The sequence below is a fragment of the Curvibacter sp. GW821-FHT01G03 genome (assembly GCF_059422285.1).
The window spans coordinates 212,854-236,504 of the sequence record NZ_JBWKWP010000010.1; the positions used below are offsets into that span (position 1 = coordinate 212,854).

Genomic DNA, 23,651 nt, shown 5'->3' on the forward strand with positions numbered 1-23,651 from the left:
GGTGGCAGCACCGTTCAAGGCCAGAAGACCCGCTGCGGGTCCTGGCACAGCAGCGCCAGCAGGGGTTGCAGCGCCTCGTCTTCGGCCTGTGCAGCCCAGCAGCCGGCTGCGTGGTCGCGGGCAAACAGGGTCCAGCCCCGGCTCCCGCGCGAGGTGCCGGGCTGCAGCAAGGCGATGTCGATCACGCCGCCGCTGCGGTCGATGTTGCGCGAGCAGCAGGGGCTTTCGATGCGCACCCCCTCGCCTTCGCGCAGCACCCGCGGCTTCACGTAGCGGTAGCGGCTGCGCTCGCCCAGCACGCGCTGCACCTGCCGGATCAGCAGGTCCATCACGCGGCTGTCTGCCGAGGTGCCGGGCTGGGCAGCCACGCCCGAGGGCATCTCACGCCGGCGCGCCTGAAGGGCGCGCAGCATCTGGCGCGTCTGCCGCAGCGGCCGCAGGGGGCGCACCTGGGCGCCGCCCACGCAACGCCCGTTCATGCCTGCACCTCGTCGGTCTCGGGCAGCAGGCCAGCCGGGGCCGGGGCCAGCTCGACCTCCAGGCAGCCAACCACGGCTTGGGCAAACTGCACCAGGTAGACAGGCTCGTTGAGCTCGACGGCATGGCCGATGTTGACCACCTCGCCCACGCTGCCGCGTGGCGCCAGCAGGGCATCGGGGGCGCACTCGGGGTGGCTGCCATCGTTGACCAGGTCGTCCAGCGCAATCACGCGCTGGCCCCAGGCATACACGGCGCTGCGGGCTTCGATCGGCAGTTGAGGGGCGGTCATGGCAGGTCCTCCTTGGGGGCGGGTGGCAAGCCCAGGTGGTTCAGCGCCTGAGCCTTGTCGCCCAGTTGCTGCAACACCTCGTCGGGCAGGTGGTCCAGGGTGCACAGTTCCTTGGCCCGCATGCCGACCCGATGGCCCGAGTCGACAAAATCGACGGCATAGATGTAGAACTGCTGCAAAAAGGTGTTGATCTGGGTGACGTAGCCGATCTCGCCGCGCTGCACCAGCACGGCGCCGATGTCCAAGCCGTTGTAAGTGCCGTCGTTGCGCACCACCGAACGCGCCACCACCCGCTCGCCAAAGCCGAAGCGCGGGGGCGAGGCGATCTCGATCAGGTCATCGTCACGATTGATGTCAGCCATGGGCATTGCTCCGATGCTTGGAGGGGACAGCCTGGGGGACCGAGGCCAGGGGCAGGCGCTGGCGGGCGGCCGCACGCACCTCGGGGTCGTCGTCATGCAGCAAGGGGCCCAAGGCGGCGGGGACGGCACGCTGGGCCACCTCCCAGCGCACGCGCCAGTCGGGGTCACCCAGCAACGTGGGCAGCAAGGCGGCGGGCAGGCGCTGGGCCACGGCGCGCCGCACCTCGCCTTCGGGGTCGTCGGCCAGGGCCAGCAGCGCAGGCATCTCGAGCCGCTGCGCCACGCGCAGGCGCACCGCCCTGTCAGGGTCGCTTGCCAGGGTGCTCAGCAGGGGCAAGGGCAGGCGGGCCGCTACGCATTCGCGCACGCCATAGTCGGGATCGCACACCAGCGGGCCCAGCCGCGCCGGGTCGAGTCGCTGGGCCACACGCAGGCGCACCTCGCGGTGCGGGTCCTGTGCCAGCAGGTGCAGGTGGGCCAGCAACTGAGCGATCGGCAGCCTTTGCACCACCTGCATGCGCACGGTTTCGTCGGGGTCGCGCAGCAAGGCCGGCAGGCGGAACACGCTGGCATGGCGCACTGCGATCGCGCGCACCTCGAAATACGGGTGCTGCAACTGGGCATCGGCCAGCCCGGGGTGCCAGCTCAGAAAGCGGCTGATGCGCCGGGCGTAGGCATCGTGCAGGCAGGCGTGGCCGGGCTGGCAGCCCTGGCCCGGAGGCCGCTGCAGCAGAGCGTGCTGCGCGCAGGTGCTGCAGTCCAGTGCAGCACCCGACCAGTGCCGTGCCGGAATGTCGGATTCGGCAGCATCGCGGGCGTGGACATCCGGGCGCGTGCTCATGACCGGGGCCTCCAGCCGCGTACGGGATCACCTTCCTGCCACAGCGGGGTGTCGGGGTCTTCGCCGGCCTCGCGGCGCTCCAGCACCTGCAACAGCAGCGAGCCGCCGACACGGTCTTGCGGGTCCAGCCGGCGCAGCTCGCCCAGCATCAGCCAGGCCTGGGGCCAGTCACCCAGGCGCAGGTTGAGGTAGGCCAGGCCCTTGAGCGTGAACAGGTAGAAACGCACCGCAGCGTCGTGGCGGGTGGCCTCGTCGCTGGGTGGCTCGTCACCGAAATCAGGGCCCAGCGCATAGCGGGCCAGGGCCAGCGCGTCTTCGCCGGCGGCACGGGCCAGCGCCAGCTCATGCGCATAGAAATGGAAGCGGTACACGGCAATCACCGGTACCGGGTGACGCGGCGCCAGGCACCGGGCCTGTTGCAGACAGCGCAGGGCCGCCTCGGGTTGCTCGCGCAACTGGCCCGCCTGTTCGATCAGGGCCAAGGCCTCGGGCCCCAGGCCGGCGCCCACCACGCTGTCGGCAAAGGCCGCCAGCGCCTGTTCGTCGAAAGCCAGGGAGGCGAAGCTCATGGCGCGGGCCCTGCGTCAGGACAGCAGGCTGGCCGGGCGGCCGCGGCTGATCGAGCCGATCTCGATGCGCGCCACGCCGGGGGGCGCAGCCTCGGCGCTGCTGCTGCAGGCACAGGCCGACTGCTTGGGGTTGACGAAGGTGAGGCCGGACTTGGTCGGGGTGTCGGCAAAGTCCATGGTCACGCCATCGAGCAGCAGGCGGCTTTCGGCCGGCAGGAAGATCTTGAGACCCTGGTGTTCCAGGGTCTGCTCGCCTTCACGCGGGGCGGGCTCGGCGCTGAACTCGGCGTTGTAGCCCGAGCAGCCGCCTTCGCTGACCAACAGCCGAAAGCCAGCGCCCTCGGGCAGGCCCGAGAAGCGGACGATGCGCCGCATGAATTTGTCGGCGGCGGCAGTGATTTGAAGGTTGGGCAGCATGTCAGGCCTTCACGATGCAGCCGTCGACGGGGCACACCGCCACGCACTGGGGCGAGTCAAACTGCCCTTCGCATTCGGTGCACTTCTTGGGGTCGATGACATAGGTGCCGCCTTTTTCGCGGATCGCGACGTTGGGGCATTCAGGCTCGCAGGCCGAGCAGCCGGTGCAGGTGGAACCGATGATCTTCAAAGCCATGATGGCGCTCCTTTGCTGGGGTGAAAGTGGGGTTGAAAAAGAGGGTGCCAGGGTGATGCCAGGGCAAGGCTCGCTGGCTTCAGGCCGCCTGCTGCGCGCCGGTGAAGGCCCCTTGGCGGATCTGCGCATCGCCGCGGTGCTGGTGCACCAGGGCGCCGCTGGCCACGCGGCTGCGGTAGTCGTTGAACCACTCGAGCACGGCCTTCTCGATGAACTCGCCCGCGTAGGCGTCCACCGGCTCGATGCCGGCCACCGACAGCTCATCGCGCGGGCAGGCGCCGATCTTGGACACCAGCACGGCATGGCAGTCGTTGATGGCACGCACCACCGAGGGCAACTGCTCGTCGTCGCCATAGCCGCCCTGGCAGTACAGGTCCACCCGGCGGTGGCCCACAAACAGGGTCTGCTGGGCCGAGACCTCGTAGATCTGGAACTCGGTGACGTGGCCAAAATGCTCGTTCACCCGGCCCCCACCCTGGGTGGCCACCGCCACCAGCAGCTTCAGGTCGTCCACCGGCAACGCGCTGGCGCCGGCCAGGGCCATCTGCTTGGCCTGGTGCTGGGCCTGGCGCTCGATCTCGACCTGCTCCTGATAGCTACGGCGACGGTCCAGGTCGTACACCACCTCCATCTGGTCGATCTTGTCCTGGGTGAACTCTTCGCTGCGGTCTTCGCCCAGCAGGCCCACCGCATCGGCGCGGCATTGGCGGCAGTGGCGCATCAGGTTGGCACCGCCGGCACAGGCGTCCTGCACGGCCTTGAGCTCTTGCGCGGTGGGGCCGCGCTGACCGGTCAGGCCAAACACCGTGCCGTGCTCGGCCTCGGAGATCAGGGGCATGATGTTGTGCAGAAAGGCGCCGCGCTTCTTGACCTCGCGGTTCACCTCGATCAGGTGCTCGTCGTTCACCCCGGGGATCAGCACCGAGTTGATCTTGGTGAGCACGCCACGTGCAGTCAGCATCTCCAACCCCAGCATTTGGCGTTCGTGCAGGATGCGGGCAGCCTCGATGCCGGTGATGCGGCGGTGGTCCCAGAAGATCCAGGGGTAGATCTTGGCCCCCACCTCGGGGTCGACCATGTTGATGGTGATGGTGACGTGGTCGATGTTGTAGCGGCAGATCTCATCGACCAGGTCCGGCAGCGCCAGGCCGTTGGTGGACAGGCACAGCTTGATGTCGGGGGCCTGCTCCTGCAGCATGCGGAAGGTGTCGAAGGTCTTCTTGGGGTTGGCCAGCGAGTCGCCCGGGCCGGCAATGCCCAGCACGGTCATCTGCGGGATTTCGCTGGCCACGGTGACCACCTTCTTCACGGCCTGCTCGGGCGTGAGCTTCTGGCTGACCACGCCGGGGCGCGACTCGTTGCTGCAGTCGTACTTGCGATTGCAGTAATTGCACTGGATGTTGCAGGCCGGGGCCACCGCCACGTGCATGCGGGCGTAGTGGTGATGCGCCTCTTCGGAGTAGCAGGGGTGGTTCTTGACCTTCTCCCAGATCTCGGGCGGCATGTCGTCGGGGCCGCCGGACGAGCCGCAGCTGGCCTTGCCCTCGCCGCCTTCGGTGCTGCAGCCCCCCGAGGGGGCCGGGATGTCCAGGGGGTCGCCCAGGCGCTTGATCTGTCCAATGCCCACAAAGGCGACGGCGGGTGGGGTGCTGCTGGCGGGGGAAGCGGATTGCATGGAGATCCTTCCTGGCCACCCGGAGTGGCGGCCTCAGGCTTCTTTAGCCAAATCCATGCCACCCAAAAACTTCTTTTAAATCAACAGCTTGTCATCTTTGTAGGGTGTCGGTGTCACGACAGCCCGGACAGGGGAGCGGTGCGCTTGTCAGGCTTGCGACAAAGCGCACACAGGGACGACAAGGGGGCTACAAAGCCAGAACAAGGGGCCAGGGCCGCCCCGTTCAGAACTTGCGCACTTCAATGCCATGCTTGCGCAAGGCATAGCCCATCTGCCGCGGCGAGATCTTGAGCAGCCGCGCCGCCTTGGCCTGCACCCAGCCGCAGCGCTCCATGGCCCAGATCAGGCGTTCGCGCTCGCCCTCGGGCTTGCCGTCGGCGTTGGCCGGGGCGGGCAGGCCGGCCACCAGGCTGGGCAGCGCATCGTCTTCGGCGTCCAGAGCATCGTCTTCGGCGGGATCGGGATCGGCGTGGCCGGCGGCATCGGGCAAGGCATCCACCGCTGCGGGCGGCAACGACGGAGGGGCTGGCAGCGCCGCGCCCGCCTCAGCAGCTTGGCCAGCACGCCCCTGCGGCACCTCATGGATCGGGATCACCCCGTGGCGGCCGGGGCGCACGGCGTCTTCGCGATCGATGTGGTGAAGCACCTGGGTCAGGCAGCGGTTTTCGCGGCACGGAAAGGCCAGGTCAGTGATCACGCCATTGCCGGCCATGGTGGCGGTGCGCTCCACGCAGTTCTCCAGCTCGCGCACATTGCCGGGCCAGTAGCAGCTCGACAGCACGCGCACGGCCGACACATCAAAGCGGGACTGGCGCCCGTTCTCGCGGTTGAAGCGGTCCAGAAAGTGCTGGGCCATGGCCGGGATGTCGCCACGCCGCTCACGCAAAGGCGGCAGCTGGATGCTGATGACGTTGATGCGGTAGTACAGGTCGGCGCGGAACTCGCCGGCCTGTACCATGCGCTCCAGGTTGCGGTTGGTGGCCAGGATCAGGCGCACATCCACCTTCACCTGCGAGGCCCCCCCCACACGCTCGAACACGCGCTCTTGCAGCACACGCAGCAGCTTGGCCTGGAACGAGGCCGAGATGTCCCCGATCTCGTCCAGAAACAAGGTGCCGCCGTGGGCCATCTCGAAGCGCCCCTTGCGCTGGCCCTGTGCGCCCGTGAAGGCGCCCTTCTCATGGCCGAACAGCTCGCTCTCCAGCAGCGACTCGGTCAGGGCGGCGCAGTTGACGCAGACAAAAGCCTCGTTGCGCCGTGGCGACAGGTTGTGGATGGCGCGCGCAATCACCTCCTTGCCGGTGCCGCTCTCGCCACGCAGCAACACGGTGGTACGGGCGGCGGCCACCTGTTCGACCTGGGCGAACACGGCCAGCATGGGCGGCGAGGAGCCCACCACCTGGTCGCTGAGTTGCACGGGCTTCAAGGCCTTGTGCATGCGCCGCGCCTCGTTTTGCAGCGAATCGTGGGCGGCGCTCACACTGCGATGCAGCAGAAAAGCCTGACCCATCATGGTGGCCACCATCTTGAGCAGGTGCAGGTCTTCGGAAAACACGCGACGCGCCCCGGGGTTGAGGCAGTCGACCGACACCACGCCGATGGTGCGCCGGTCGGCTCGGATGGGCATGACCAGCATGGCCACGCAGCTCTCCAGCGACTGATCGGCGCCGCCGGTGCGGTTCAGGAACAGGGGCTCGTTGCGGATGTCGGGCACCACCGCCGGCACGCCACTGGCATACACCCGCCCCACGATGCCTTCGCCCGACTGAAAATGCAGGCGCTGTTGCTCTTCGCGGGTGAGCCCCACCGAGCACAGGCCCCGCAGGCGCCCCTCGGGTTCGCCCAGCAGCACAAAGGCGCGGCGCCACGAGCAGGCGTGCAGCAGGTAGTTGAGGGCTTCCCGAAAAGTCTTGGCGATGTCGAGCGAGGTCGACAGCGTCTTGCTGACCTCGTAGATCGCGTGCAGCTCTCGCCGGGCTTCAGATTCGTGTGTGCTCACCATAGGGCCTCGTTCTCGTGCGCCATCGCGGGGTTTGCGCTGCCTGCGTCCTTGTGGGACAGCGGCAGCCACCATTTCAGACACCACCTGCACCAGCTTTGGGTGGCGCCCGGGCTTGCAGCGCCACCCGCAAGCAGAGATGCAAAAAATATACCTATCGCGAGACTGACACCTGTGTAAAGACCCGGTTGCGCCAGCACTGTCCATGGGGCATGGCGTGCCACGACATTCGCGCGCCCGCAACCACCGCAGCCGCCCGCCCCGTTCAATTGCGACAAACCCGACAAGCCCTGTGGCTGACCAGGGAAGGCGCGCCCACAAATACAACAAAGAGGCAACAAAGAAACGACAAACCACGTCGCAAAAGCACGCTTGCCGACACGAAATCGCGTGGCACCGAAGTTGCAAAACAGGCCTGCCAACCCACTCACACAGCAGGAGCTCAACATGACCGATCCGCGTGCAGACAAAGCCCCGCCCGGCCAAGGCCAGCCGGTCTACCTCGACTACGCCGCCACCACACCCGTGGACCGCAGGGTGCTGAACAGGATGCTGCCTTACCTGACGAATCTGTTCGGCAACCCGGCCAGCCGCTCGCATGCCTACGGCTGGGCCGCCGAAGAGGCGGTGGAGCTGGCCCGTGAGCAGGTCTGCTCGCTGATCAATGCCGATCCGCGCGAGATCGTCTGGACCTCGGGCGCCACCGAATCCAACAACCTGGCCCTCAAGGGCGCCGCGCATTTCCACAAGGGGCGCGGGCGCCACCTGGTGACACTGGCCACAGAGCACAAGGCCGTGCTCGACAGTCTGCGCGACCTGGAGCGCGAGGGTTATGAAGTGACGGTGCTACCGGTGCTGGACAGCGGGCTGGTCGACCCCGCCGTGTTCGAGGCCGCGCTGCGCCCCGACACGGTGTTGGCCTCGGTGATGTTCGTGAACAACGAGACCGGCGTGATCCAGGACGTGGCCACGCTGGGCGCCATGTGCCGCGCCCGCGGCGTGATCTTCCATGTGGACGCGGCGCAGGCCGCCGGCAAGGTGCCCATCGACCTGGAACAGTTGCCCATCGACCTGATGTCGCTGTCGGCCCACAAGATCTACGGCCCGAAGGGCATTGGCGCCTTGTATGTGCGCCGCAAGCCCCGCATCCGCATCGATGCGCAGATGCATGGCGGCGGCCACGAACGCGGCATGCGTTCAGGCACGCTGCCCACGCACCAGATCGTGGGCATGGGCGAGGCCTTCTGGCTGGCCCGCGAGACCATGGCGGCCGACAACACCCGCATCGAGGCCCTGCGCGAGCGCCTGTGGGCCGGCCTGTCAAAGATGGACTCGGTGGTGCTCAACGGCCACCCGCAACAGCGCGCCCCCCAGTACCTGAACGTGAGCTTCAACTACGTGGAGGGCGAATCGCTGCTGATGGGGGTGAAGAACCTGGCCGTGTCCTCGGGCTCGGCCTGCACCTCGGCCAGCCTGGAGCCCAGTTACGTGCTGCGTGCCATGGGCCGCAGCGACGAGCTGGCCCACAGCTCGGTGCGCTTCTCGCTGGGGCGTTTCACCACCGAGGCCGAGATCGACTTTGCCATCGCCCAGGTCAGCGAAGTGGTCGAGCGCCTGCGCGCCATGAGCCCGCTGTGGGACATGGTGCAGGCCGGCGTCGACCTGTCCAGCATCCAGTGGGCGGCGCACTGAGCCGGTGTCCGGCTGCTGGCGCCCTTCTTCATCCCCCCAACCCGACACGGAGTACCCCATGGCTTACAGCGACAAGGTGATCGACCACTATGAAAACCCCCGCAACGTGGGGGCCTTCAGCGCCGAGGACGAGGGCGTTGGCACCGGCATGGTCGGTGCCCCGGCCTGCGGCGACGTGATGCGCCTGCAGATCCGCGTGAACGCAGCCGGCGTGATCGAAGACGCGCGCTTCAAGACCTATGGCTGCGGCTCGGCGATTGCGTCGAGCTCGCTGGTCACTGAATGGGTGCGCGGGCGCACCCTGGACGAAGCCCTCAACATCAAGAACGCCGAGATCGCCGAAGAGCTGGCCCTGCCGCCCGTGAAGATCCACTGCTCCATCCTGGCCGAAGACGCCATCAAGGCCGCAGTGGCCGACTACCGAGCGCGCCACGCCGGCCAGGCCGCCGTGGTGAGCGAGCAGCCGGTGTGCCGCTCCAGCGCCAGCCAGGGCTGAACGATCCGCCTCCCCCCAACCCAGACCCACCCCCCAACCACCGACCAAGGAATACCGCCATGGCCCACGCCAGCCCCACCCCTGTAGAGGCCGCCCCGCCCGGCCTGATGCCCTCGCTGCTCGAATTCACCCACCAGGCCGCCGCCAAGGTGGCCGAACTGATCGAGGAAGAAGGCAACCCCGACCTGAAGCTGCGCCTGTATGTGACAGGTGGCGGCTGCTCGGGCTTCCAATATGGCTTTGCCTTTGACGACCAGTTGGCCGAAGACGACACCACCATCGTCACCGAAGGCGTGGCCCTGGTGGTCGACGCCATGAGCCAGCAGTACCTGATGGGCGCACGCGTCGATTACGAAGAGGGCCTGGAAGGCTCGCGCTTCGTGATCCACAACCCCAATGCGCAGACCACCTGCGGCTGCGGCAGTTCGTTCTCGGTCTGAAGGAGAAGCCCCCATGATCAGCCTGACCCCGGCGGCCGCCCGCCACATCCAGAAATCGCTTTACAAGCGCGGCTCGGGACTGGGCCTGCGCCTGGCCGTGAAAACCAGCGGCTGCTCGGGCTATGCCTATGCCCTGGAGTTCGTCGACCAGGCCAACCCCGAGGACACCTGCTTCGAGGCCCATGGCGTGAGCGTGATCGTTGACCCCCGCAGCCTGGGCATGCTGGACGGCACCGAGCTGGACTTTGTGCGCGAAGGCCTGAACGAGGGCTTCAAGTTCAACAACCCGAACGCGCGCGCCAACTGCGGCTGCGGCGAAAGCTTCGCCGTCTGAACCGGGAGCCCCAGCGCCATGGCCCTGTTGCAAATCACCGAACCCGGCCAGAGCGCCGCGCCCCATCAGCACGTGCTGGCCGCCGGCATCGACCTGGGCACCACCAACTCGCTGATTGCGACCGTGCAAAGCGCCCTGCCCCGCGCCCTGGCCGATGCCCAGGGCCGCTACCTGTTGCCCTCGGTGGTGCGCTACCAGGCCGAGGCCGCGCCCTGCGTGGGGTACGAGGCCCAGGCCCAGCAGGCCAGCGACCCGCGCAACACGGTGGTGTCGGTCAAGCGCTTCATGGGCCGGGGCCTGGCCGACGTGCGCGAAGCGGCCGACCTGCCCTATGAATTTCTGGATCGCCCCGGCATGGTGAGCCTGGCCACCGCCGCGGGCGAGCGCTCGCCGGTGCAGGTGTCGGCCGACATCCTGGGCGCGCTGCGCGAGCGGGCCGAAGCCACGCTGGGCGGGCCGCTGTCGGGCGTGGTGATCACGGTGCCGGCGTATTTTGACGACGCCCAGCGCCAGGCCACCAAGGATGCAGCGCGCCTGGCCGGCCTGAACGTGCTGCGCCTGCTCAACGAACCCACGGCGGCCGCCATTGCCTACGGCCTGGACCAGCGCGCCGAGGGCACTTTCGCCATCTACGACCTGGGCGGCGGCACCTTCGACATCTCGGTGCTGCGCCTGAGCCAGGGCGTGTTCGAGGTGCTGGCCACGGGAGGCGATTCGGCCCTGGGCGGTGACGACTTCGACGCCGTGATCGCTCGGTGGTTCTGCGCCCAGCACGCGCTGGAGGCCCCCGCCCGCCTGCCCCCTGGGGTTCAGCGTGGCCTGCTGGCTGCGGCCCGGGCCGCCAAGGAGGCCCTGAGCGACGCGCCTGAGGTGCTCATGCGCCTGGCCCTGGAGGGCGCCCCGCCCTTGCAGGCCGAGCTGACGCGGACCGCCTTTGCCACGCTGGGCCAGGCGCTGATCGAGCGCACCCTGCAGGCCTCGCGCCGCGCCCTGCGCGACGCCGGCCTGAAGGCCGACGAACTGGACGGCGTGGTGCTGGTGGGCGGCTCCACGCGCATGCCGCTGGCCCGTGAGGCAGTGCAGGCCTTTTTTGGCCGGGCACCGCTGGCCGACATCGACCCCGACCAGGTGGTCGCCCTGGGGGCGGCCATGCAGGCCGATGTGCTGGCCGGCAATGGCCGCCAGGACCCCTGGCTGCTGCTGGACGTGTGCCCGCTGTCGCTGGGGCTGGAGACCATGGGTGGCCTGGTGGAGAAGATCATTCCGCGCAACTCGACCTTGCCGGTGGCGCGGGCCCAGGAGTTCACCACTTTCAAGGACGGCCAGACCGCCATGGCCCTGCACGTGGTGCAGGGTGAACGCGACAGCGTGGCCGAATGCCGCAGCCTGGCGCGCTTTGAGCTGCGCGGCATCCCGCCGGCCGTGGCCGGGGCGGCGCGCATCCAGGTGACGTTCCAGATCGATGCCGATGGCCTGCTGTCAGTGAGCGCACGCGAGCAGACCAGCGGGGTGCAGGCCCATGTCGAGGTCAAGCCCTCGTACGGACTGCAAGACAGCCAGATCGCGGCCATGCTGCAAGACGCGGTGGGCGCGGCCCGCGCCGACATGCAGCTGCGCGCCCTGCGCGAGGCCCAGGTGGACGCCCGGCGCCTGCTGGACGCCACCGAGGGCGCGCTGGCCCAAGACCACGCCCTGCTGAACGCGGCCGAGCTGGCCCGTGTGCGCCAGGCCCTGTACCAGTTGGCCGAGCAGTTGGAGACCGAGGCCCCGCTGGAGCGCCTGCGCGAGGCCAGCGAGGCCTTGTCGCAAGAGACCGCCGAGTTTGCGGCCCGGCGCATGAACGCGTCGATCCAGCGCGCCCTGTCGGGCCAGCTGATCGACAGCCTGAGCTGAGGGTGGCCCGCCATGCCCCAGATCACGCTGCTGCCCCACCCCGAGCTGTGCCCCGAAGGCCGCACGCTGGACATGCGCCGCGGCGCCATGCTGTGTCGCGGCCTGCTGGAGGCCGGCATTGCCATCGAGCACGCCTGCGAGATGGTGGCGGCCTGCGCCACCTGCCACGTGCATGTGCGCAGCGGTGCCGGCTCGCTGAGCCCGCCCGACGATGAGGAAAACGACCAGCTCGACAACGCCTGGGGGCTGGACGCGCAGTCACGCCTGGCCTGTTGCGTGAAAGTGCGCGACGCCGACCTGGTGATCGAGCTGCCACGCCACACCCGCAACCACGCCCGCGAGGCCTGAGAGCCTGAGCCTGAGCCTAAGAGAGCGAGAGCGAGAGCGAGAGCGTGTGAGCCTGAACAGGCTCTGAACCCGCAGGGCTTGGGCCCCCCCCGCACGGCACCCATCCCCCACCCCATCACCCCCTGTTCACAAGGGCCGGCCATGCCGGCCCTTGCTGCTTTGGCAGGGCCGCTTTTCCGGGCTGTCGCGGCCCTGCCGCGCCACGTGTTGCAAACAGCACATTCCCGACATCACAGGCCGCAGGGGGTGGGGTTTTCGGGCCGACAACAGGGGCTGCAGCGGCCCATCCGTGTCGGGTTTGCAGGCTGTGGCCCATGGCACGCGCTTTGCGAAGAAGGGGCAGGAAGGACCCCATCCATGACCTCCTCGCTAGTGATCAACGACACCACCCTGCGCGACGGCGAACAGACCGCCGGCGTGGCGTTCACCGATGCCGAGAAATGCGCGATTGCCAGCGCCCTGGCCGAAGCCGGCGTGCCCGAGATGGAGATCGGCATCCCGGCCATGGGCCAGGAAGAACTGGCCAGCATCGAATCCATCGTGGCCCTGGGCCTGCCGGTTCGCCTGATGGTGTGGGGCCGCATGACGCGGGGCGATTTGCACCAGGCGTTGCGCACGGGGGCCGACATCATCCACCTGTCGATCCCGGTGTCGGATATCCACTTGGAACACAAGCTGCGCCAATCGCGTGAGGCGGTGCTGCGCCAGATGACCGAGGTGCTGGAGCTGGCCGTGGCCAGCGGCCGGCACATCTCGGTGGGGGCTGAGGACGCCTCGCGCGCCGACCCCGATTTTCTGGACCTGGTGGCCCGCCGCGCCCAGGCCTGCGGGGCGCGCCGCATCCGCTTTGCAGACACGCTGGGCGTGCTGGACCCGTTTGCCACCCACGAGGCCATTGCCCGCCTGCGCGCCGCGGTGGACCTGGAGATCGAAGTCCACGCCCATGACGACCTGGGCCTGGCCACCGCCAACACCCTGGCCGGCCTGCGGGCCGGGGCCAGCCACGCCAACACCACCGTCAACGGCCTGGGCGAGCGCGCCGGCAACGCCGCCCTCGAAGAGGTGGTGATGGGCCTGCGCCACCTGCACCAGGGGCAGACCGGCATCGACACGCGCGCGCTGCTGGGCATTTCACGCCTGGTGGAGCGGGCCTCGGGGCGCAGCGTGGCCTTCAACAAAAGCATTGTGGGCGAGGCGGTGTTCACCCATGAGTCGGGCATCCACATCGATGGCCTGCTGAAGAACGCCAGCACCTACGAGAGCTTTGACCCCGCCGAGTTGGGCCGCCAGCGCCGCACGGTGCTGGGCAAGCACTCGGGTGCCCATGCAGTGCGCCAGGCCTACAGCGCCCTGGGGGTGGAGGTGGAGGATGGCCCGCTGGCCAGCCACCTGCTGGCCCGCGTGCGCGAGCACGCGGTGCGCGTGAAGCGCGAGCCCAATGCCGCCGACCTGGTGCGCTTTCTCAGCGAGGGCCCGGCGCTGACCGACCTGAAGGCGATGGCAGCATGAACACCCGCCTCATCCCGCCGCTGCCCGAGCCGGCCCCGACCACGGCAACGCCCGGGCAACCCGGCTGGTGGGCCAGCCTGCGCGCCGACGTGGACTGCGTGCTGGCACGCGACCCCGCCGCACGCAACCGGCTGGAGGTGTGGACGATCTACCCCGGCGTGCATGCCGTGGCCTGGCACCGGGTGGCGCACGCCCTGTGGCAGCGGGGCTGGCGCTACCTGCCGCGCTGGATGGCCTTTGTGGCCCGGGCCCTGACGCAGGTGGACATCCACCCCGGGGCGCACATTGGTCAGCGCTTTTTCATCGACCACGGCGCCGGGGTGGTGATCGGCGAGACCGCCGACATCGGCGACGACGTGACCCTGTACCACGGTGTGACCCTGGGCGGCACCACCTGGCGTGCCGGCAAGCGCCACCCCACGCTGGGCCACCGGGTGGTGGTGGGGGCCGGTGCCAAGATCCTGGGCGCCATCGAGGTGGGCGACGACGCCCGCATCGCCGCCAACTCGGTGGTGATCGAGCCGGTGCCTGCGGGTGCCACCGTGGTCGGCATCCCCGGCCGGGTGGTGGCGCGCCGGCGTGACGCGCCGCACGGCTTCGACCTCAACCACCACCTGATCCCCGACCCGCTGGGCAAGGCCGTGTCCTGCCTGCTGGACCGCGTGGCGCGGCTGGAGGCAGCCAGCGCCCCGACGGGCCCTGCCCAGGCCCTGCGCCCCGACAGTGACTGCGCCCAGTGCGACGGCGCGCAACTGCCCCACACCCGGCCCTCCGGGGCCGATCCCCGATCCTGTCCCACCGAGGAGTGAACCCATGGAAGACCTGCTCATGCAACTCAAGTCGCTGTCCTCGGCAGAGGACTTTCTTGAATTTTTCGGCGTGCCCTTTGACCAGAAGGTGGTCAACGTGAGCCGCCTGCACATCCTGAAGCGCTTTTTTCAGTACATCCGCCAGCAGTCCGCCGCACCCACCAGCGACGAAGTGAAGCTGTTCACGGTGTACCGGGACCTGCTCACGCAGGCCTATGCCGACTTCGTGAACTCGACGCCGGCGCAGGAGAAGGTGTTCAAGGTGTTTCAGGACACCCAGGGCACGCAGCATGTCCCGCTGGACCGGCTGCGCGCATCCATGACCCCGCGCACCGCCGCATAAGCCCAAGGAGAGGCAAGCCATGCACATCGTCGTCTGTATCAAGCAGGTTCCGGACTCGGCGCAGATCCGGGTCCACCCGGTGACCAACACCATCATGCGCCAGGGGGTGCCGGCCATCGTCAACCCCTACGACCTGTTCTCGCTCGAGGAGGCGCTGCGCCTCAAGGACAAGCTGGGCGGCAAGGTGACCATGCTCTGCATGGGCCCGCCGCAGGCCGAAGATGCGCTGCGCAAGTGCATCGGCTTCGGGGCCGATGACGCGGTGCTGGTGACCGACCGGGCCTTTGCCGGTGCCGACACCCTGGCCACCTCGTACGCCCTGGCGGCCGGCGTGCGCCAACTGGCCCGCGAGCAGGCGGTGGACATCGTATTCACCGGCAAGCAGACCATCGACGGCGACACCGCCCAGGTGGGGCCGGGCATTGCCAAGCGCCTGGGCCTGCAGCTGCTGACCTATGTGTCGCGCATCATCGAAACCGACCTGGTGAACCGCACCATCACGGTGGAGCGGCGCGCCGAAGGCGGGGTGCAGGTGCTGAAAACCGCCCTGCCCTGCCTGATCACGATGCTCGAAAACACCAACGAGATGCGCTTTGCCAACCTGCCCGCCATGATCCACGCCGCGGCCTACCCGGTGCGCAAATGGAACAAGGAGCAGGCCGGCATCGAAGACCCGGCCAAGATCGGCCTGAAGGGCTCGCCCACGGTGGTGAGCAAGGTGTTCGGCCCCACGCCGCGCAGCGAGAAGGCCGACATGCTGGCGCTGGAGACTTCCAGCCTGCGCGACGTGTCGCTGAACCTGATCCAGAAGATTTTCACCCGCCACCCCACGCTCGAATCCGATCTGCTGATGAAGGAGCTGACATGAGCACGCCCACACCTTCCGCCACGCCCGCCCCGGCCACCGCTGGGGCACGCCCCGCCGGCCGGGGCCGCAACCTGGAACTGCCCGAGCACCTGAAGGCCTACAAGGGCGTGTGGGTGTTCATCGAACACGACCGGGGCCATGTGCACAGCGTGTCCTGGGAACTGCTGGGCGAGGCGCGCAAGCTGGCCGACACCCTGGGCAGCAGCGTGGGCGCGGTGATCCTGGGCGGCGACGACGAAGCCCTGGAAAAGTTCGCTGCCGAGGCCTTCACCATGGGCGCCGACAAAGCCTATGTGATGCATGACCCGGTGCTCAAGGGCTACCGCAACGAGCCCTTCACCAAGGGCCTGACCGACCTGGTCAACAAGCACCAGCCCGAGATCCTGCTGCTGGGCGCCACCTCGATGGGGCGCGATCTGGCAGGCTCGGTGGCCACCACCTTGCTGACCGGGCTGACCGCCGACTGCACCGAGCTGAAGATCGACCCCGTCTCGCGTGCCCTGGCCGCCACCCGGCCGACTTTCGGTGGCTCGCTGCTGTGCACCATCATGACCCTGGCCTACCGGCCGCAGATGGCCACGGTGCGGCCCCGCGTGATGGCCATGCCGGCGATCGACGCCACGCGCAGCGGCGAGATCACACAGGAGAGCCTGGGCATGGTGGAGACCCAGATCGTGACCAAGCTGCTGGACTTCATTGCCGACGCCAACAGCCAGCAGATCAACCTGCCCTATGCCGACGTGATCGTGAGCGGGGGCAAGGGGCTGAAGAACCCCGACAACTTCAAGCTGGTGTTCGAGCTGGCCCGGGTGCTGGGCGGCGAGGTGGGCGCCACCCGCCCCTGCGTGCAGGCGGGCTGGGTGGAGGCCGAGCGCCAGGTGGGCCAGACCGGCAAGACGGTGCGGCCCAAGCTGTACATCGCGGCGGGCATCTCGGGCGCCATCCAGCACCGGGTGGGCATGGAAGCCTCGGACGTGATCGTGGCCATCAACACCGACCCGAATGCGCCGATCTTCGAATTTGCGCACTACGGCATCGTGGGCAACGCCATGCAGGTGCTGCCGGCACTGACGCAGGCCTTTGCCGGCCATTTCGCCAACCACCGGCGCCAGGCTGCCTGAGCGGCGCCACTCACACCAAGGGCAGATCATGAAAAAACCCTCTCAATTCGACGCCATCGTGGTGGGTGCGGGCCCCTCGGGCAACGCCTGCGCCTACACCCTGGCCAAGGCCGGCCTGAAGGTGCTGCAGATCGAGCGCGGTGAATACCCGGGCAGCAAGAACGTGCAGGGTGCGATCCTGTACGCCAAGGCGCTGGAGGAGATCATTCCGGATTTCCGCGATGACGCGCCGCTGGAGCGCCACATCATCGAGCAGCGCATGTGGATGCTGGACGAAAGCTCTTTTGTCGGCACCCACATCCGCAGCGAGGACTACAACAAGCCGCCGTACAACCGCTACACCATCATCCGGGCGCAGTTCGACAAGTGGTTCAGCGCCAAGGTGCGCGAGGCCGGCGCCCTGCTGATCTGCGAGACCACGGTGAACCACCTGATCATGGACGGCGACCAGGTGGTGGGCGTGCAGTGCGACCGCGAACAGGGTGATGTGTATGCCGACGTGGTGATCCTGGCCGACGGCGTGAACTCGACGCTGGCACGCAAGGCGGGCTTCCACGGCGAGATCAAGTCGAGCAACGTGGCCCTGGCCGTGAAAGAGATCCTGTTCATGCCCGAAGAGACGATACGCCAGCGCTTCAACGTGGGCGAAGAGTCGGGGGTGGTGATCGAGATGGTGGGGCGCATCACCGACGGCATGATGGGCACCGGCTTTCTGTACACCAACAAGGAGTCCATCACCATTGGCGTGGGCTGCATGCTGAGCGACTTCACCGGCAACCCGAACCGCACCAGCCCCTATGTGCTGCTGGAGCAGATGAAGCGCCACCCCTCGATTGCGCCGCTGATCGAAGGCGGCGAGATGAAGGAGTACTGCGCCCACCTGATCCCGGAAGGCGGCTTTCACGCCATCCCCAAGGTGTACGGCCACGGCTGGATGATCGTGGGCGACTCGGGCGGCTTTGTGAACGCGGCCCACCGCGAGGGTTCGAACTTGGCCATGACCACGGGGCGGCTGGCCGCCGAGACGGTGATCCAGGCCAAGGCCGCCGGCCAGGGCTTCCGCGAAAGCGCCTTGAAGGGCTACAAGGCGGCGCTCGACGAGAGCTTTGTCATGAAAGACCTGCACAAGTACCGTGACATGCCCGCCGTGTTGCACCAAAACCCGCAGTTCTTCACCACCTACCCCGATCTGCTGGCCCGTGCCGCCCGCACCATGATCACGGTGGATGGCGTGGACAAGAAAACCAAGGAGCGCGAGATCCTCTCCAGCTTCCGCAAGACCCGTTCGCTGACCGGCCTGGTGGGCGACGCATTCAAGATCTGGAGGGCCTTTCGATGAACCCCAACACCCACCCCACCCCGGGCTACATCACGGTGAACGTGGAAGAGAAGCTCTTCCAGAACCGCTACAAGGTGGATGCCGGGCGACCCCACATCCGCATCAAGGATGCCGACATCTGCACCCATGCCTGCGCCAGCAAAAGCTGCACCTTTGTGTGCCCGGCCTCCTGCTACAAGACCGAGGGCAATGGCACCGTGACCCTGATCACCGACGGCTGCCTGGAGTGCGGCAGCTGCCGCATCCTGTGCAGCGAGTTCTCCAACGTTGACTGGGAGTACCCGCGCGGCGGGCACGGCATTCTGTTCAAGTTTGGCTGAGGGCCGCGCCCTGCAGCAGCCAGGCGATGGCCTGGCGGTGCTGAGGGACGCCACCGGCCGCCGCAGCAAGGCCCTGGCCGCGCAGGCAATCCAGCGCCAGCGCATGCAGGCATTCGCCCAGCACCTGCGGCTGGCAGCCCGCCCGCAGCAGGCCACGGGCCTCGGCCAGCGCACAGACCTCCACCAGCCGCGCCGAGGCGTCGGCCACCTGGCGCTGCAGCGGCTCCACCAGATCAAGGGGCAGCCCGGCCGCGCTGGCACCGCCGTGCTGCAGGGACAACACCAGGGCCAGCAGGCTGCGCTGGCGGGGGTCGGCCAGGCAGCAGTCGATGCGCTGCACCAGGGTTTCGCGCAGCAGGGCCAGGGGGTTGTGGCACTGCAGGTAGGGATGCAGGTCGGGGCCGAGGTCGAGCGGCCACCGAAACCCCTGGAACACCTCGCGCACCAGGCTGGCCCGGTCGGTGAAGTGCCAGTAGACGGCCCCCCGCGTCACGTGGGCCTGTTGGGCCACGTGCTGAAAGCTTGCGCCGCCGACACCATGCTGGACAAAGGCCTGCAGGGCCCCGGCCAGGATGGCTTCGCGGGTGCGCAACGCACCGGCGCGGCTGCGTTTCATGGCGCCCGGCTGCTGTCGGTGGCCGGCAGGGTGGCCACAGGTTGGCCCGTGTTCTCGACCCAGCCGCCCCCGAGCGCCTTGTAGAAAGTGATCAGGTTCGACTGCTGCGACAGGCGCAGCCCGATCAGGTTCTGCTGCGCCGCATAGAGGGTGCGCTGCGAGTCGAGCTCATTGAGGTAGCTGTCCACCCCGCGCTTGAAGCGGGCCTGCGAAAGGCGGTAGGCGTCGTCGGCCGCCTCCACCAGCGAGGTCTGGGCCGACAGTTGCCGCTCGATGCCCGTGCGCAGCGCCAGCGCATCAGAGACCTCCTTGAAGGCGCTCTGGATGGCTTTTTCGTACTGGGCCAGGTAGACATCGCGGTCGGTCTTGGCAATGCTCAGGTTGGCCTCGTTGGCGCCGGCATTGAAGATCGGCAACGAGACCTGGGGCGCGAAGGTCCAGGCCCCCGAGCCCCCCTTGAACAGGCCCGACAGGCTCGCGCTGGAGCTGCCCGCACTGGCCGTGAGGCTGATGCGCGGGTAGAAGGCGGCCCGCGCGGCACCGATGTTGGCATTGGCGGCGCGCAGGTTGCGCTCGGCCTGCAGGATGTCGGGGCGCCGCTGCAGCAGATCGGACGACAGCCCGGGCGGCACCTGGGCCAGTGGGTTGGCGGCCACGGCCACGCTGTCGGGCAGGCCTGTGGGCAGCAGGCGATCAGGCAGCTCGGCCCCCACCAGCAGGGTCAGGGCATGGCGGTCCTGGGCCACCTGGGTGAGGTACTTTTCGACATCCACCCGCGCCGATTCGACGCTGGTCTGTGACTGGCGCAGGGTCAGTGCCGAGCTGACGCCCAGCTCGAAGCTGCGCTGGTTGAGCCGGTAGGTGGCGGTCTGGCTGAACAAGGTGTCTTGCGCCAGCTTCAGGCGCTCCTGGTCGCTGGCCAGGGTGAGGTAGGCGGTGGCCACCTCGGCCACCAGGCTGATCTGGGTGCTGCGCCTGGCCTCGGCCGTGGCCATGAAGGATTCGAGCGCCTGGGTGCTGAGGCTGCGCACCCGGCCGAACAGGTCCAGCTCATAGGCGCTGAAGCCCAGCGACGCACTGTAGCTCTGGCCTGTGACCGTGCGACCGGTGGCCGACAGATCAGCCGGGGTGCGGCTGGCGGACTCGCCCAGGCTGGCGTTGACCGAGGGCAGCAGCGCGGCGCGCTGCACGCCGTACTGGGCGCGTGCCTTCTCGATGTTCAGCACGGCCACCCGCAGGTCGCGGTTGTTGGCCAGGGCCAGATCGATGAGCTCGCGCAGCGAGGGGTCGGTGCAGACATCGCGCCAACCGATGTCGGCCACTGGCTGCACGGCCGTGCCGGGGTCGCCCGCAAAATGATCGGGTACCGGGGCCTGGGGTCGTTCATAGGCCGGCATGAGGCTGCACCCCGACAGAATGAGCGCCAGGGCCAAGGGTGCCAGAACAGACCGGGGCGACAGACCGGCAAGTGACAGGGGGGAACGGGACGGGTTCATGGTGTTGTCCTCAAAGGGGTGTCAGGGGTGGCTACCCGCCGGGCTGGCGGGGGGCAAGGCGTGCGGTGCGGCCGCCACCCGCTGGCGCCCGAAAAAGCCCACGACCACGACATAGAACAGGGGCACGAAGAAGATCGCCAGCGCGGTGCCCGACAACATGCCGCCAATCACCGCCCCGCCCAAGGCATGCTGGGCACCGGCCCCCGCACCACTGCCCAGCACCATGGGCAGCACGCCCAGCACAAAGGCCAGCGAGGTCATCAGGATGGGGCGCAGCCGCAGGCGGGCGGCCTCCAGGGCGGCCTCGACCAGGCTCTTGCCGGCGGCATGCTGCTCCTTGGCAAATTCGACGATCAGGATGGCGTTCTTGGAGGCCAGGCCGATGGTGGTCAGCAGGCCCACCTGGAAGTACACATCGTTCATGTGCCAGTTCAGGATGGCGTTGAGCAAGGCGCCAAAGACACCCAACGGCACGACCAGGATCACCGAGAAGGGGATGGCCCAGCTCTCGTACAGCGCGGCCAGGGCCAGGAACACGATCAGGATCGACAAGGTGTACAGGATGGTGGTCTGGCCGCTGGAGGCCTTTTCCTGCCGCGACAGCCCGGTCCATTCGAAACCGATGCCCGCCGGCAGCTTGGCCACGGCGGCCTCGACGATGTCCATCGCCTGCCCGCTGGAGGCCGAGCCCGGCATGGCCATGCCCAGAACCTCCATCGAGGGTACGCCGTTGTAGCGCTCCAGCCGCGGCGAGCCCGAGGCCCAGCTGGCCTTCGAGAAGGCGCTGAAGGGCACCATGTTGCCGTCGGTGTTGCGCACGTACCAGCGGTCGATGTCGCCGGGCAGCATGCGGTAGGGGGCGTCGCCCTGCAGCATCACCTTCTTGACCCGACCCTTGTCGATGAAATCATTGACATAGCTGCTGCCCAGGGCGGTGGAGATGGTGTTGTTGATGTCGGTCATGGCCACCCCCAGAGCGCCGGCCTTGTGGGCATCGACCTGCAGGCGGTATTGCGGTGTGTCTTCCAGGCCGTTGGGGCGCACGGCCACCAGGCGCTTGTCGGCCGACAGCTCGCCCAGCAACTGGTTGCGTGCCTGGGTCAGGGCCTCATGGCCCAGGTTGGCCTCGTCCTTGAGCATCAGGTCGAAGCCCGTGGCATTGCCGAGTTCGGACACGGCCGGGGGCGCAAAGGCGAAGATGCGGGCATCGCGCAGGGTGGCAAAGTAGGCACCGGCCTTGGCCGCCACGTCGGTCACGCTCAAGCCGGGGCCGGTGCGCTCGTCCCAGGGCTTGAGCTTGACAAAGGCAAAGCCCATGTTCTGGCCGCTGCCGGCAAAGCTGAAGCCTGAAACCGAGAAGATGCCGGCCACGGCCTGCTTCTGGTCTTCCATGAAGTGGTGCTCGACCTGGCGCAGCACGTCGTCGGTGCGCGACTGGGCAGCACCGGGCGGCAGCTGCACGATGGCGAACAACGTGCCCTGGTCTTCGTCGGGCAGGAAGCCCACCGGCAGCTTGCTGAAACCGAGCACCACCAGGGCCAGCACGACGGCATAGCCCAGCATGTAGCGCTTGCGCTGGCCCAGCATGCGCCGCACCACGCCCTGGTAGCCGCGGTTGCCACGGTCAAACGTGCGGTTGAACCAGCCAAAGAAGCCGGTGTCGGCCAGCACATGCCCCGCCGCCATGGGCTTGAGCAAGGTGGCGCACAGCGCAGGGGTGAGCACCATGGCCACCAGCACCGACAAGGTCATGGCCGAGACGATGGTGATGGAGAACTGGCGGTAGATCACCCCCGTGGAGCCGCTGAAAAAGGCCATCGGCACAAACACCGCCGCCAGCACCAGGGCCACGCCCACCAGGGCGCCCGAGATCTGCCCCATGGACTTGCGCGTGGCTTCAAGTGGCGACAGGCCCTCTTCGCTCATCACGCGCTCGACGTTCTCCACCACCACGATCGCATCGTCCACCAGCAGGCCGATGGCCAGCACCATGGCGAACATGGTCAGGGTATTGATGGTGAAGCCGCAGGCGGCCAGCACGCCGAAGGTGCCCAGCAGCACCACCGGCACGGCAATGGTGGGGATCAGGGTGGCACGGAAGTTCTGCAGGAACAGGTACATCACCAGGAACACCAGCACCACGGCCTCGATCAGGGTGCGCACCACCTCTTCGATCGAGATGCGCACGAAGGGCGTGGTGTCGTAGGGCTTTTGCACCTTCATGCCCGGCGGAAAGAACTTCTCAAGCTGGGCCACGCGGGCATCGATGGCGCGCACGGTGTCCAGGGCATTGGCGCCGGTGGCCAGCTTGATGGCCAGGCCGGCCGCCGGCTTGCCGTTGTAACGGCCGACGGTGCTGTAGGCCTCGCTGCCCAGCTCGATGCGGGCCACGTCACGCAGGCGGATCTGCGAGCCGTCGGTGCGCGTGCGCAGCAGGATGTCCTTGAACTCTTCGGCCGTGCGCAAGCGGGTCTGGGCCGTGATGGTGGCATTGATCTGCTGCTCGCCCACCGCGGGCAGGCCGCCCAGCTGGCCTGCGGACACCTGGGCGTTCTGCGCCTGGATGGCGCTCTTGACATCCAGTGGCGTGAGGTTGAAGTTGATCAGCTTGTCGGGGTTGAGCCACACGCGCATGGCGTATTGCGAACCGAACAAGGTGGTGTCGCCCACGCCCTCGACCCGGCTCAGGGCCTCTTGCACGTTGGCGGCCACGTAGTCGGACAGGTCAGCGCCGTCCATGCTGCCGTCTTCAGACGTGAAAGCCAGCACGTTGAGGAAGTTGGTGGCCGACTTGGTGACAGTGATGCCCTGCTGCTGAACCTCTTGCGGCAGCAGTGGCGTGGCCAGGGTGAGCTTGTTCTGCACCTGGACCTGGGCCGTGTCGGGGTTGGTGCCGTTCTCGAAGGTGAGCGTGATGGTGACCTGGCCCGACGACTCGCTGGTCGAGGCCATGTAGCTCAGCCGGTCCAGCCCCTTCATCTTCTGCTCGATGATCTGGGTGACGGTGTCTTCCAGCGTCTTGGCCGAGGCACCGGGGTAGTTGGCCGAGATGGCGATGGCGGGTGGCGCAATGCTGGGGTATTGCGCAATCGGCAGGGTGTAGATGGAGATCGCGCCAGCGAGCATGACCACAATGGCCAGCACCCAGGCGAAGATCGGTCGATCGATGAAGAAACGTGCCATGACAGGATTCCGATCG

Annotated in this window: 25 protein-coding genes; 13 read left to right on the plus strand and 12 right to left on the minus strand. The window is 68.0% G+C overall.

Going from position 1 to position 23,651, the window contains the following annotated elements; all coding sequences use genetic code 11:
* Positions 1 to 14 precede the first annotated feature (14 nt).
* From AC07VS_RS16685 to nifA, 9 genes are all read right to left on the minus strand, one after another.
* Entirely contained in the window at positions 15 to 479 is a 465-nt protein-coding gene (locus AC07VS_RS16685; RefSeq protein ID WP_492345877.1) for a DUF3024 domain-containing protein, read from the minus strand.
* Complete coding sequence (locus tag AC07VS_RS16690) at positions 476 to 769, minus strand: nitrogen fixation protein NifZ (RefSeq protein ID WP_494658689.1); 294 nt, start codon at positions 767 to 769, stop codon at positions 476 to 478. The genes AC07VS_RS16685 and AC07VS_RS16690 overlap by 4 nt, the downstream gene beginning before the upstream one ends.
* A complete protein-coding gene (locus AC07VS_RS16695) occupies positions 766 to 1,131 on the minus strand; it encodes a nitrogen fixation protein NifZ (protein WP_019572754.1) in 366 nt (121 codons plus the stop codon). The genes AC07VS_RS16690 and AC07VS_RS16695 overlap by 4 nt, the downstream gene beginning before the upstream one ends.
* Positions 1,124 to 1,972: a 4Fe4S-binding leucine-rich repeat protein gene (locus tag AC07VS_RS16700; RefSeq protein WP_494751510.1), complete on the minus strand. Its 849-nt coding sequence runs from the start codon at positions 1,970 to 1,972 to the stop codon at positions 1,124 to 1,126. Before AC07VS_RS16700 ends, AC07VS_RS16695 begins: the two co-directional genes overlap by 8 nt.
* On the minus strand, positions 1,969 to 2,541 hold the full coding sequence (locus tag AC07VS_RS16705) for a hypothetical protein (protein ID WP_494751511.1): 573 nt from the start codon (positions 2,539 to 2,541) through the stop codon (positions 1,969 to 1,971). The genes AC07VS_RS16700 and AC07VS_RS16705 overlap by 4 nt, the downstream gene beginning before the upstream one ends.
* A 15-nt stretch (positions 2,542 to 2,556) precedes the next feature.
* The gene (locus tag AC07VS_RS16710) at positions 2,557 to 2,958 is read right to left on the minus strand and encodes a HesB/IscA family protein (protein WP_492345881.1); all 402 of its coding nucleotides are present in this window, start codon (positions 2,956 to 2,958) and stop codon (positions 2,557 to 2,559) included.
* Position 2,959: 1 nt separating this feature from the next.
* Entirely contained in the window at positions 2,960 to 3,154 is a 195-nt protein-coding gene (locus AC07VS_RS16715) for a 4Fe-4S binding protein (RefSeq protein WP_019572750.1), read from the minus strand.
* Between the two features lie 79 nt (positions 3,155 to 3,233).
* Positions 3,234 to 4,829 carry a nitrogenase cofactor biosynthesis protein NifB gene (gene nifB, locus AC07VS_RS16720; RefSeq protein ID WP_494658693.1) on the minus strand — a complete coding sequence of 532 codons (1,596 nt, stop codon included), beginning with the start codon at positions 4,827 to 4,829 and terminating at the stop codon, positions 3,234 to 3,236.
* Between the two features lie 223 nt (positions 4,830 to 5,052).
* Entirely contained in the window at positions 5,053 to 6,831 is a 1,779-nt protein-coding gene (gene nifA, locus AC07VS_RS16725) for a nif-specific transcriptional activator NifA (protein ID WP_494751512.1), read from the minus strand.
* A gap of 444 nt (positions 6,832 to 7,275) precedes the next feature.
* Between nifA and AC07VS_RS16730 the strand changes: the two genes are divergently transcribed.
* The 13 genes from AC07VS_RS16730 to AC07VS_RS16790 all read left to right on the plus strand — a co-directional run bounded on the left by AC07VS_RS16730 (position 7,276) and on the right by AC07VS_RS16790 (position 18,340).
* Complete coding sequence (locus AC07VS_RS16730) at positions 7,276 to 8,520, plus strand: IscS subfamily cysteine desulfurase (protein ID WP_494658695.1); 1,245 nt, start codon at positions 7,276 to 7,278, stop codon at positions 8,518 to 8,520.
* A 58-nt stretch (positions 8,521 to 8,578) separates the two neighbouring features.
* Complete coding sequence (iscU, locus tag AC07VS_RS16735; RefSeq protein WP_492345885.1) at positions 8,579 to 9,016, plus strand: Fe-S cluster assembly scaffold IscU; 438 nt, start codon at positions 8,579 to 8,581, stop codon at positions 9,014 to 9,016.
* A gap of 59 nt (positions 9,017 to 9,075) precedes the next feature.
* Positions 9,076 to 9,456: an iron-sulfur cluster insertion protein ErpA gene (gene erpA / locus AC07VS_RS16740; protein ID WP_492345886.1), complete on the plus strand. Its 381-nt coding sequence runs from the start codon at positions 9,076 to 9,078 to the stop codon at positions 9,454 to 9,456.
* A 13-nt stretch (positions 9,457 to 9,469) separates the two neighbouring features.
* On the plus strand, positions 9,470 to 9,790 hold the full coding sequence (gene iscA / locus AC07VS_RS16745; protein WP_019572744.1) for an iron-sulfur cluster assembly protein IscA: 321 nt from the start codon (positions 9,470 to 9,472) through the stop codon (positions 9,788 to 9,790).
* An 18-nt stretch (positions 9,791 to 9,808) separates the two neighbouring features.
* Positions 9,809 to 11,683: a Fe-S protein assembly chaperone HscA gene (gene hscA, locus AC07VS_RS16750; RefSeq protein WP_494751513.1), complete on the plus strand. Its 1,875-nt coding sequence runs from the start codon at positions 9,809 to 9,811 to the stop codon at positions 11,681 to 11,683.
* Positions 11,684 to 11,695: 12 nt separating this feature from the next.
* Positions 11,696 to 12,031: an ISC system 2Fe-2S type ferredoxin gene (gene fdx / locus AC07VS_RS16755; RefSeq protein ID WP_492345888.1), complete on the plus strand. Its 336-nt coding sequence runs from the start codon at positions 11,696 to 11,698 to the stop codon at positions 12,029 to 12,031.
* Positions 12,032 to 12,388: 357 nt separating this feature from the next.
* Positions 12,389 to 13,540: a homocitrate synthase gene (gene nifV, locus AC07VS_RS16760; protein ID WP_492345889.1), complete on the plus strand. Its 1,152-nt coding sequence runs from the start codon at positions 12,389 to 12,391 to the stop codon at positions 13,538 to 13,540.
* Complete coding sequence (gene cysE / locus AC07VS_RS16765) at positions 13,537 to 14,349, plus strand: serine O-acetyltransferase (RefSeq protein ID WP_494751514.1); 813 nt, start codon at positions 13,537 to 13,539, stop codon at positions 14,347 to 14,349. Before nifV ends, cysE begins: the two co-directional genes overlap by 4 nt.
* 4 nt (positions 14,350 to 14,353) lie before the next feature.
* Positions 14,354 to 14,692, plus strand: coding sequence for a nitrogenase stabilizing/protective protein NifW (gene nifW, locus AC07VS_RS16770; protein ID WP_492345891.1), 339 nt, complete (start codon positions 14,354 to 14,356; stop codon positions 14,690 to 14,692).
* 19 nt (positions 14,693 to 14,711) lie between these two features.
* Positions 14,712 to 15,560: an electron transfer flavoprotein subunit beta/FixA family protein gene (locus tag AC07VS_RS16775; protein ID WP_492345892.1), complete on the plus strand. Its 849-nt coding sequence runs from the start codon at positions 14,712 to 14,714 to the stop codon at positions 15,558 to 15,560.
* Positions 15,557 to 16,681: an electron transfer flavoprotein subunit alpha/FixB family protein gene (locus AC07VS_RS16780; protein ID WP_494751515.1), complete on the plus strand. Its 1,125-nt coding sequence runs from the start codon at positions 15,557 to 15,559 to the stop codon at positions 16,679 to 16,681. The genes AC07VS_RS16775 and AC07VS_RS16780 overlap by 4 nt, the downstream gene beginning before the upstream one ends.
* A gap of 28 nt (positions 16,682 to 16,709) precedes the next feature.
* The gene (locus tag AC07VS_RS16785; RefSeq protein ID WP_494751516.1) at positions 16,710 to 18,020 is read left to right on the plus strand and encodes an FAD-dependent monooxygenase; all 1,311 of its coding nucleotides are present in this window, start codon (positions 16,710 to 16,712) and stop codon (positions 18,018 to 18,020) included.
* On the plus strand, positions 18,017 to 18,340 hold the full coding sequence (locus tag AC07VS_RS16790; protein ID WP_494751517.1) for a ferredoxin family protein: 324 nt from the start codon (positions 18,017 to 18,019) through the stop codon (positions 18,338 to 18,340). Before AC07VS_RS16785 ends, AC07VS_RS16790 begins: the two co-directional genes overlap by 4 nt.
* Here the strand turns inward: AC07VS_RS16790 and AC07VS_RS16795 are convergent.
* Genes AC07VS_RS16795 through AC07VS_RS16805 form a run of 3 tightly spaced genes read right to left on the minus strand, consistent with a single transcriptional unit; the run spans position 18,327 to position 23,635 of the window.
* Positions 18,327 to 18,956: a TetR family transcriptional regulator gene (locus tag AC07VS_RS16795; protein ID WP_494751518.1), complete on the minus strand. Its 630-nt coding sequence runs from the start codon at positions 18,954 to 18,956 to the stop codon at positions 18,327 to 18,329. The two genes, AC07VS_RS16790 and AC07VS_RS16795, sit on opposite strands and share 14 nt — an antisense overlap.
* Complete coding sequence (gene adeC / locus AC07VS_RS16800) at positions 18,953 to 20,452, minus strand: AdeC/AdeK/OprM family multidrug efflux complex outer membrane factor (RefSeq protein WP_492345896.1); 1,500 nt, start codon at positions 20,450 to 20,452, stop codon at positions 18,953 to 18,955. Before adeC ends, AC07VS_RS16795 begins: the two co-directional genes overlap by 4 nt.
* A 21-nt stretch (positions 20,453 to 20,473) precedes the next feature.
* Positions 20,474 to 23,635 (minus strand): efflux RND transporter permease subunit, encoded by a 3,162-nt coding sequence (locus tag AC07VS_RS16805; RefSeq protein ID WP_494751519.1) that lies wholly within the window; start codon positions 23,633 to 23,635, stop codon positions 20,474 to 20,476.
* Positions 23,636 to 23,651: the final 16 nt, after the last annotated feature.

Bases quoted from the DNA above. Each gene is read 5' to 3' on its own strand.
- AC07VS_RS16685 (WP_492345877.1), bottom strand. From the start codon at position 479: ATGAACGGGCGTTGCGTGGGCGGCGCCCAGGTGCGCCCCCTGCGGCCG.
- AC07VS_RS16690 (WP_494658689.1), bottom strand. From the start codon at position 769: ATGACCGCCCCTCAACTGCCGATCGAAGCCCGCAGCGCCGTGTATGCC.
- AC07VS_RS16695 (WP_019572754.1), bottom strand. From the start codon at position 1,131: ATGGCTGACATCAATCGTGACGATGACCTGATCGAGATCGCCTCGCCC.
- AC07VS_RS16700 (WP_494751510.1), bottom strand. From the start codon at position 1,972: ATGAGCACGCGCCCGGATGTCCACGCCCGCGATGCTGCCGAATCCGAC.
- AC07VS_RS16705 (WP_494751511.1), bottom strand. From the start codon at position 2,541: ATGAGCTTCGCCTCCCTGGCTTTCGACGAACAGGCGCTGGCGGCCTTT.
- AC07VS_RS16710 (WP_492345881.1), bottom strand. From the start codon at position 2,958: ATGCTGCCCAACCTTCAAATCACTGCCGCCGCCGACAAATTCATGCGG.
- AC07VS_RS16715 (WP_019572750.1), bottom strand. From the start codon at position 3,154: ATGGCTTTGAAGATCATCGGTTCCACCTGCACCGGCTGCTCGGCCTGC.
- nifB (WP_494658693.1), bottom strand. From the start codon at position 4,829: ATGCAATCCGCTTCCCCCGCCAGCAGCACCCCACCCGCCGTCGCCTTT.
- nifA (WP_494751512.1), bottom strand. From the start codon at position 6,831: ATGGTGAGCACACACGAATCTGAAGCCCGGCGAGAGCTGCACGCGATC.
- AC07VS_RS16730 (WP_494658695.1), top strand. From the start codon at position 7,276: ATGACCGATCCGCGTGCAGACAAAGCCCCGCCCGGCCAAGGCCAGCCG.
- iscU (WP_492345885.1), top strand. From the start codon at position 8,579: ATGGCTTACAGCGACAAGGTGATCGACCACTATGAAAACCCCCGCAAC.
- erpA (WP_492345886.1), top strand. From the start codon at position 9,076: ATGGCCCACGCCAGCCCCACCCCTGTAGAGGCCGCCCCGCCCGGCCTG.
- iscA (WP_019572744.1), top strand. From the start codon at position 9,470: ATGATCAGCCTGACCCCGGCGGCCGCCCGCCACATCCAGAAATCGCTT.
- hscA (WP_494751513.1), top strand. From the start codon at position 9,809: ATGGCCCTGTTGCAAATCACCGAACCCGGCCAGAGCGCCGCGCCCCAT.
- fdx (WP_492345888.1), top strand. From the start codon at position 11,696: ATGCCCCAGATCACGCTGCTGCCCCACCCCGAGCTGTGCCCCGAAGGC.
- nifV (WP_492345889.1), top strand. From the start codon at position 12,389: ATGACCTCCTCGCTAGTGATCAACGACACCACCCTGCGCGACGGCGAA.
- cysE (WP_494751514.1), top strand. From the start codon at position 13,537: ATGAACACCCGCCTCATCCCGCCGCTGCCCGAGCCGGCCCCGACCACG.
- nifW (WP_492345891.1), top strand. From the start codon at position 14,354: ATGGAAGACCTGCTCATGCAACTCAAGTCGCTGTCCTCGGCAGAGGAC.
- AC07VS_RS16775 (WP_492345892.1), top strand. From the start codon at position 14,712: ATGCACATCGTCGTCTGTATCAAGCAGGTTCCGGACTCGGCGCAGATC.
- AC07VS_RS16780 (WP_494751515.1), top strand. From the start codon at position 15,557: ATGAGCACGCCCACACCTTCCGCCACGCCCGCCCCGGCCACCGCTGGG.
- AC07VS_RS16785 (WP_494751516.1), top strand. From the start codon at position 16,710: ATGAAAAAACCCTCTCAATTCGACGCCATCGTGGTGGGTGCGGGCCCC.
- AC07VS_RS16790 (WP_494751517.1), top strand. From the start codon at position 18,017: ATGAACCCCAACACCCACCCCACCCCGGGCTACATCACGGTGAACGTG.
- AC07VS_RS16795 (WP_494751518.1), bottom strand. From the start codon at position 18,956: ATGAAACGCAGCCGCGCCGGTGCGTTGCGCACCCGCGAAGCCATCCTG.
- adeC (WP_492345896.1), bottom strand. From the start codon at position 20,452: ATGAACCCGTCCCGTTCCCCCCTGTCACTTGCCGGTCTGTCGCCCCGG.
- AC07VS_RS16805 (WP_494751519.1), bottom strand. From the start codon at position 23,635: ATGGCACGTTTCTTCATCGATCGACCGATCTTCGCCTGGGTGCTGGCC.